At 39.2% G+C, this 7356-nt stretch carries 9 protein-coding genes and 1 pseudogene; 7 read left to right on the top strand and 3 right to left on the bottom strand.

Features of this window, described 5'->3' with window-relative positions; all coding sequences use genetic code 11:
• The first annotated feature begins 622 nt into the window (after positions 1-622).
• The 3 genes from AC04NP_RS30075 (at position 623) to AC04NP_RS30065 (ending at position 2325) form a co-directional block, all read left to right on the top strand.
• Complete coding sequence (locus AC04NP_RS30075) at positions 623-838, top strand: hypothetical protein (protein ID WP_482863822.1); 216 nt, start codon at positions 623-625, stop codon at positions 836-838.
• Between the two features lie 18 nt (positions 839-856).
• The gene (locus AC04NP_RS30070; RefSeq protein WP_482863820.1) at positions 857-1684 is read left to right on the top strand and encodes a hypothetical protein; all 828 of its coding nucleotides are present in this window, start codon (positions 857-859) and stop codon (positions 1682-1684) included.
• A gap of 71 nt (positions 1685-1755) precedes the next feature.
• A complete protein-coding gene (locus tag AC04NP_RS30065) occupies positions 1756-2325 on the top strand; it encodes a DUF5683 domain-containing protein (RefSeq protein WP_482863819.1) in 570 nt (189 codons plus the stop codon).
• Here AC04NP_RS30065 and AC04NP_RS30060 read toward each other — a convergent pair.
• Together AC04NP_RS30060 and AC04NP_RS30055 are read right to left on the bottom strand one after the other, a co-directional pair.
• The gene (locus AC04NP_RS30060; RefSeq protein ID WP_482863818.1) at positions 2309-2653 is read right to left on the bottom strand and encodes a TraM recognition domain-containing protein; all 345 of its coding nucleotides are present in this window, start codon (positions 2651-2653) and stop codon (positions 2309-2311) included. The two genes, AC04NP_RS30065 and AC04NP_RS30060, sit on opposite strands and share 17 nt — an antisense overlap.
• Before the next feature lie 16 nt (positions 2654-2669).
• Positions 2670-3617, bottom strand: coding sequence for a type IV secretory system conjugative DNA transfer family protein (locus AC04NP_RS30055; RefSeq protein WP_482863817.1), 948 nt, complete (start codon positions 3615-3617; stop codon positions 2670-2672).
• A 574-nt stretch (positions 3618-4191) separates the two neighbouring features.
• On the opposite strand from AC04NP_RS30055, the gene ltrA reads away from it, so the two are divergent.
• The 4 genes from ltrA to AC04NP_RS30035 all read left to right on the top strand — a co-directional run bounded on the left by ltrA (position 4192) and on the right by AC04NP_RS30035 (position 6796).
• Complete coding sequence (gene ltrA, locus AC04NP_RS30050; RefSeq protein WP_482863816.1) at positions 4192-5952, top strand: group II intron reverse transcriptase/maturase; 1761 nt, start codon at positions 4192-4194, stop codon at positions 5950-5952.
• Positions 5885-6169, top strand: a complete 285-nt coding sequence (locus AC04NP_RS30045; protein ID WP_482863815.1) for a JAB domain-containing protein — start codon at positions 5885-5887, stop codon at positions 6167-6169. The genes ltrA and AC04NP_RS30045 overlap by 68 nt, the downstream gene beginning before the upstream one ends.
• Positions 6170-6287: 118 nt before the next feature.
• The gene (locus AC04NP_RS30040; protein ID WP_482863814.1) at positions 6288-6500 is read left to right on the top strand and encodes a hypothetical protein; all 213 of its coding nucleotides are present in this window, start codon (positions 6288-6290) and stop codon (positions 6498-6500) included.
• Positions 6500-6796 carry a type II toxin-antitoxin system RelE/ParE family toxin gene (locus AC04NP_RS30035; RefSeq protein WP_482863813.1) on the top strand — a complete coding sequence of 99 codons (297 nt, stop codon included), beginning with the start codon at positions 6500-6502 and terminating at the stop codon, positions 6794-6796. The genes AC04NP_RS30040 and AC04NP_RS30035 overlap by 1 nt, the downstream gene beginning before the upstream one ends.
• Positions 6797-6871: 75 nt before the next feature.
• Here the strand turns inward: AC04NP_RS30035 and AC04NP_RS30030 are convergent.
• Positions 6872-7356 (bottom strand): annotated as a pseudogene (locus AC04NP_RS30030) (hypothetical protein); the annotation flags it as partial.

Genomic DNA, 7356 nt, shown 5'->3' with positions numbered 1-7356 from the left:
TATTGAGTTAATTTTATCTCAGTTATTTATTGATCATGTTTATCATATTTCTTGGGTAGCTTAATAACCATTATTAAGTTCGCATTTGTGTACACTAGAGCGAGCTTGATAATCAGTCAGTTGCAATATGTAACTGGCTTTTTAATTTCTTCTTTGCGTGTTTTTTGTGTGCAAATTTAAAATTTTAAATTCGCTTTAAAATTGACTGGGGCATTGTCCATGTTCTTCGTGACATTGAGGCTCTGAATATAACTTCTTTGCCGTCCTATCACTTGGGTGGTTCAATAATTTGTTTCTGTATACAGGGACTTTTTGAGGCGTTTTGTTTATAATGATCATCTACTGAAAATGGTTTTTATGGTTAATGATAAAACCGAATGATTGGTTTGAAGAAGGTTGAAATGCCGGTAATACAGCAATTATTTGTTATACAAAATGGTTTGAAAAATTTGAAAGTTCCCTTTTTATTTATATATTCAATTGAAGGAAATTTGAGTCAATGGCTATGGATTGTGAACCTTTCAATTAACAAGATTCCATTGCACTTTTAAGGAAATGGAAATTACCGGTAATTTTTTATTTAAATAACAGCTAATTTATTTTCAATTAAACCATTCTAGCTATGAAAACTCTTAATCTTTTTTCATTTCTGTTTGTCTTAGTCTTATTGGGTTCTTGTAATTCTGATGAACCAGCAAACGTTAAATTTGAAGATGTGCAAAGTGAGATTCAATCGGTGAACAATGATTACCTGTTCTTTGCTAATTCCGAGACCTTCAAAAATACTTTGGAAGAATTAAAAACCTTATCATCTAAAGAATTAGATTTATGGGAATAACAAATCGGTTTTATTTCAATGCGACGGATCTTTCTGAATGCAAGAGATTTTGATCTAAAGCACTATAAAGAAATTTTCGATCAATATATTGATTCCAATTTTGAAGATATTAAGGATATACATTCTCCTTATTTTTGGGAATACGAGAACTCATTTATTCAAGGTGACGATGGCACTTACAGGATGAACATTTTTGATCCTGAAATGAGCAAGGTGGTTAACAAAGATGGTATTTTACAAATTGGAGGTTATCTCTACCAATACACAAAAAGCTATTTTAAAACCATCAAGGGGACAACGGCTAATCATTTGGAAATCCTTAAAAATGCGGTTGAAAGTGATGAACAATTGGAATTAATGATTGATAAAGTGGAATACCAGGAACTTCCAGAGAATACGAATATTAAAACAGATGTGTATAATTGGACCGGTGGGTGTATTGAAGACGGGTACGCACCTTTCAGGACAAGGGGGATAATCAATATTTTTTCTTTTGCCGTTCCAATTTATGGCACGGTTCCCTGTAGTGCATCTTGCCCAACCTGTTTTTTAGGTCAGTGTGAAACAATTATTGGATATGAGAATAGAACGAAGATTACTGCGGAAATTTATTCTGAACGAAAACTTTTGGGCATATTGTGGTGGATAAAAACGACTTCTGGTGATTATGGCTTATTTGTTGATGGTACATACAATACGGTTGAATTGGGATTGCAAACTTTTGATTGGGATACCCAGGTCGGAGATTGTGCCAATGTAACCATTTATATTGGAGACAGAACAAATGTTACCAACTTGGATATGAGATTTGCAACAATATGGAATGAATGCTTCGTAAACTTGTAATTCAATAAAATAATAATGGGAGAGCATTATGATTAGATGTTTTCCCGTTATTTAAATTTAAAACATATGGAATGCTAAGATTTTTGATACCATTGATTATTACCCTTGTTGGCCTCTGTTGCCGTTCGGTGGCACAGGGCATAGATAGTGACTCATTAGCTACAGGCTCTGAAACAATGGATTATGAAATGGAACAGAAACATATTAAACGAGCGACACTTTATTCGGCTATTCTGCCTGGCGCAGGTCAAATAAAAAACAAAAAGCACTGGAAAGTGCCTATTATTTATGGTATTGCCGCCGGATTAATATTTACAGCCAGCAACAGTAATACAAACTATTTATTTTTCCGAGAAAATTTTCTTGCCGAAGTAGATACCTCTCAGTCCACGATAAATAATACGCCCTTTAATGCGTCACAGCTTGAAAGACGTGTCGATTTTTTCAGAAGGAACAGAGATTTTTCTTATATCCTTTTGACGGTGTTATATCTTTTGAACATGGTAGATGCACATGTAGACGCTCATTTACGAGGTTTTAATATCCATGAAAATATTACCTTGAGTTTTTATACGCCTCCAGACCGCAACACTCATTCCTCGCTTGTTGGTCTTTCGGTTGCCCTTAGCTTTTTTGATTAAAACCAACAAGTGCATAGTTTTCCTTGTTTTTGCCCCAAACCTTTCCAGATTTAAAAACGAAGGTTTCCACAATATAATTATTGGCCTTCCGACCGGTCTTTAGAGTTGTGAAATGATCAGGCATGACACGGTATTGCAGACGCTTAGATTTGGTTTTGCTGATTTCCATGCCCTTGGTGATATTAAGACTTTGAAAATCTGTCATGTGTTGCCCGATCATTTGAGAGGCCCACTGATTTGTTTCAATATCAGCGTTGCTTGCGAAATATTTTAAATTCAGATTACCCAGCAAACTCTTTGCTCTGGCCTGGGGTTGGTTGTGTCCCATGACAAAGAACAGGTTATTAAATATTTTGTGTGATGTAAACCGTGGCTACCCCTGCACTGCGTGCTGTGGCCTGAAACTGGCTATCGGTATTGGGATTGCAAAAGCTTTGGTATTCGTCAATCCATAAAACCGCAGGCTTCGGGTCGGGTTCATTTTTTATATTACGCCGTTCCATTGCAGCCTGGAAGGTAGTTTTGTAGATTGTGGCAGCATATACTCCGGCGAGGTCAAATTCCTTGATAGGGAAGTCAATGATGACAATTTTATTCCGGGTGATGATATTCTCAGGCCATAGCTCTGGACTTAAACCACTGGAAAACTGGTTTTTCAAAATACCCCGATTCATGAATGGCTGGATAATTCCCATAAAAGATTCAACAATAATGCTACGGGTGCGCTCAGAAAGTCTTGCAAAGTCCTTGATCCAATATTCTTCAATCAAGGTCACCTCTTCCTCTTCGGATGGCTTGAAGGATTTTGTATTAATCTTTTCCAGTATCTGGATGCAATAATTTGATTCGGCCCATAGCATTAAATCGGATTGTGCTTGCAGCCGTTTGTTTGGGTCAATGTCCTGCCTGGTGGCAATCGTTTCTTTAATATGTTCATAAACTTTCACCTCTTCTTCCAGTAAGCTGTTCGCAACAATTTTTCGCATATTCATGACACTCACTTCTTCGTTAGCCAGTCGAAGTAATGATATAACGTTACCGGTAAGCCTCCGTATTGAGTTGTCCCAAAACCGTTCTTCATTATTTCCACTGCCACCAGATTGATACACCCTGATTTGCTCATTGAGATTCATGATGGCTTTGATGGCATTAAGAACATCACCAGCGCCATCACCGCTGCGCTCCATTTCGTATTTAAGAAAGTTGAATTTGAGGGTACTTTCTTTATTGAAGATTACAAAGTCATCTTCGCGTCCTGTCTCTTTAGCATATCTCACCCATTGGTGCGCCAAGCAAGCGCATCGGTGTAATACATAATAAAGTTAGTCTATGTTAGGAGTAAACATAGTGGATAAGAGATCAGGTACAGTAGCCAAGACTATGCTGTTTTTGAAGCCTCTCCGAAATGTGGTTGAAAGATACCCTACTATCTTGAGAATTGCTAACCAGAGTAATGCTAAGATAACGCGAGAAACTGTTGATAGATGCCCTGACGGTTGGAACACTTGTCTAAATGTAGGGATAGAGTGTAGCTGTTGGAAATATTTCTCGGATGGGAATATTAGTCACGCTTGGGTCAGAAGTGATACTACTCCACTTGGCGTATCATTTCCCAACAGCGAGCGAGTGAATGACACTTGCAAGGGGTACAGACAGTATCTAAGGCATTGCGATGACGACACTGATGTGAACTTGGGAACCATTTTGCACTCTCCTTCTGGGAGTAGGTTAGTCTGTGGCCATATGTACAAAATGGGTCGGAGCTTCCGTATTAGTCCGAAACAGGGAAAGCCTGTTACATGGCAAAGGGAAGCAGTCAGATTTCAATGCAAAAGTTAATTGTGAACTAAGTCTGAGGAAGGATGTATGGACCTAACGAAGAAGACCCAAAAACAATTAACACTCGCCAAGGTAGCCAGTCAAAACCCAGAGCATAGGTTCACTAACCTATACAGTCTAATGCATTGGGATTACTGGATTAGATTTGCTGCCGACGCTGTTCTTTCCAGACCTGGAAGTAGTACAGCAGGAGTGGATGGGAAAACACGAGATTACTTCAAGAGCCACTATGATCAACAAATAAAGACGATCGTCGGTAGCCTTAAAGATCGATCTTACATACCCCAACCGGTAAAACGGGTTGAGATCCCTAAGGCCAACGGCAAAACCAGACTGCTAGGTATTCCTACCCTGCGTGACAGAATCGTCCAGGAAGCTTTAAGAATGATACTCGATCCGATCTACGAAAGTGATTTTCAACCCTGCTCGTATGGCTTTAGGAAAGGGAGATGCACTATGGATGCCATTGCGGTCATCATGCCATTATTCAACACGTCTGCAAAACGTTACTACGTCATTGAAGGTGACCTCAAAAGTTACTTCGATACAGTAAATCATCGCAAACTGTTGAGTATACTAAAGCGAAGAATCGCTGACAAAGGCATCATGACACTCATTGGTAAATTTCTCAAAGCTGGAATCATGAAAGGGAAACTTTTTGAAAGGACTTCTTCCGAAGTTCCTCAAGGAGGAATTATGTCACCTCTACTTGCTAATGTCTATCTCAACGAGTTCGACCTCTGGGCAGAAAGGAAATGGCATAACCTTACACCTTATGATCTCCAGAAAAGAAGAAAGGCTGGACAAGGGAACTATCGAGTGGTTCGATATGCTGACGACTTTGTAGTGGTTAGCAACGATACCATTCGAGGCGTCCGACAAACCAAATCTATCATCAAAGAGTATCTTGAATCGGAACTCAAATTGACACTATCTGATGAAAAGACTCAGATTACTCATGTGAACAAAGGGTTCGATTTTCTGGGCTTCCACATCAAAAGGATGAAACCGGAAGGTCGATGGGTGGTACACCTAAAACCCACACAGAAATCAGTCAAAAGAGTAAAGACCAAGATCAAAGATTTGACGTCCCGTAAGTACGTATTTATTGACGAAGTGAATCGGTTATCATCGTTGAACTCACTGGTACGTGGTTGGTGTAACTACTACAAGCACATCAGCTTACAAAGTGACCTTGAGCATGTCAGTCGATACACTTGGCACCGCTATCACAAATGGCTTCTGAAGAAGTTTAAAGGCAGCAGAAAAGTGCAACTAGTCAAAGATAAAACGATCACAATCCATAATCGAACAAGGTGGAAAGCAACGATGCCGGAAGGAGAAAAAGAGATAATGACCTATCAATGGCTACCTTCTCCGATTGAACTCAAAAGAAGTCGATACAAACAGAAGGGTAAAGATGGGTTTGACCATCCATATCTTGTCTGTAGTAATGAAGACTATCCGATGGGGTTCAAAGGAGTAGACCAACAGGTGTACAAAGTCTCACTTGCTCATGGTAGAGGTGAACCTTATGATATGAATGAAAGAAAGCTCCGAGTGAAGATTAGAGACGACTTCAAATGCTCCCGGTGTGGTAGCACGAAGAATCTCCAAGTTCATCACACCAAGGGTATGAAATCTCATGCCATGAAGCATCTGCTCACCCTTTGTTTTAAGTGCCATCAAAAGGAACACCTATGCAAGCGAACTAAATCTGATGGAGAGCCGTATGCGAGGAAACCCGCACGTACGGTTCGGGGAGAGGATTGGGAGAAACCACTCTGAGAAATCTTTGTACGGCGCTCTCGATCCTACTTCACGCGACCTGACACCCAGCCTTGCAGACTTAACAGTGACTAAGCAACTGTCTATCTGCGGGAGTTTCTTGGAGCTTCCGGTCTACGATCACATTATTTTATCGGAAAATGGTTTTGTTTCTTTAAATGACGAAGGGTATATCAATAACATAAAAATAAAACCTAGCGCATTCAAATTCAGGTAGTTTATGAAACCTTCTTCCTTCCCTGAGACTGATTTAAGATGCGACAAAGACCCCTCAAATGTAAGCTGGAAGCGGTTTTTTATTTACGAATGATAGAAAAGTTTGGTATATTTGAAGTATGACTGATGAAATGAAAACAGCTATTGACCGCTTAAAAGGCTTGCCAGCAGACGCACAAGCGCAGCTTGCGCCCAGGCTCAATGAGTATTTAAATAAGCTGCATGATCTTCAAACCACAATACAGGCTAGCCGGGAGTCTGGCCCCCCTGAAGTGTTCTCCAAAGAAAAACTTTTAGCCCGTATTCACGAACGGCACAGAGACCACCTATAATGGCTGAGGTTCGATTAACTCCAGCGGCTGTAGATGACATTGATCGTATCTGGCTTAGAATTGCTGATAATAATGTTAAAGCGGCTGATACTTTTGTAGGCAACATGTTTGATACTTTTGATCTTTTGGCCGAAATGCCTCTGAGTGCACGCCGCCGCCCCGAGTTGGGTAATGATATTCGTTCTCGTCCCTATGGCAATTATGTTATTTTCTATGAGCCAATACACAATGGAATTGTGGTGCTAAACGTACTATGGGGTGGACGGGATATTGAAGCTATATTCAAAGATGATTGAGCGCATATAAAGCAATTGAAATACTGATTTCAGCACTAATCCCGCTATTATATGTAGGTTGCCGGTAGTTATTATTTATAGGAATAACATTGCTTCATTCGGATTGCTTAAAGCTGATAAAATATTTTCTGCAACCTTATCTATAAGTTTTGTACCCCAAAATGGATCAGTCATATCGTAATATATTACTCGAATATGTTTCAAATCAAATGGTACGTCTTCCTCATTTGAACAAATTAAAACAACAGGTTTTTTTAGGGCATGTGCAAGTCCAAGCTCATAGTATACATTTGGATTTCTGTCAGTTAATTCTGCAACTAAAACTTTTGCAGAATTAATACCATCCCATATTTGATCTATAATTTTACCAGTTCCAAAAATGTCATTATCTGCTCTTATGGGTTTGAGACCAACCTTAATGATTGCAGGTTCATAAATTTTTGCGTAATAATCTCCTAATGGTTTAGCAAATGGCATCATTACGAAACAGGTATCTGATGAAGAAATAGAAGCAGATTTACTTAATTTTTCTATTTCTGAAGATGAATCAACTAAGCCAT

The organism is Agaribacillus sp. DX54 (assembly GCF_056858335.1).
This window is presented reverse-complemented; position numbering and strand designations above follow the sequence as displayed.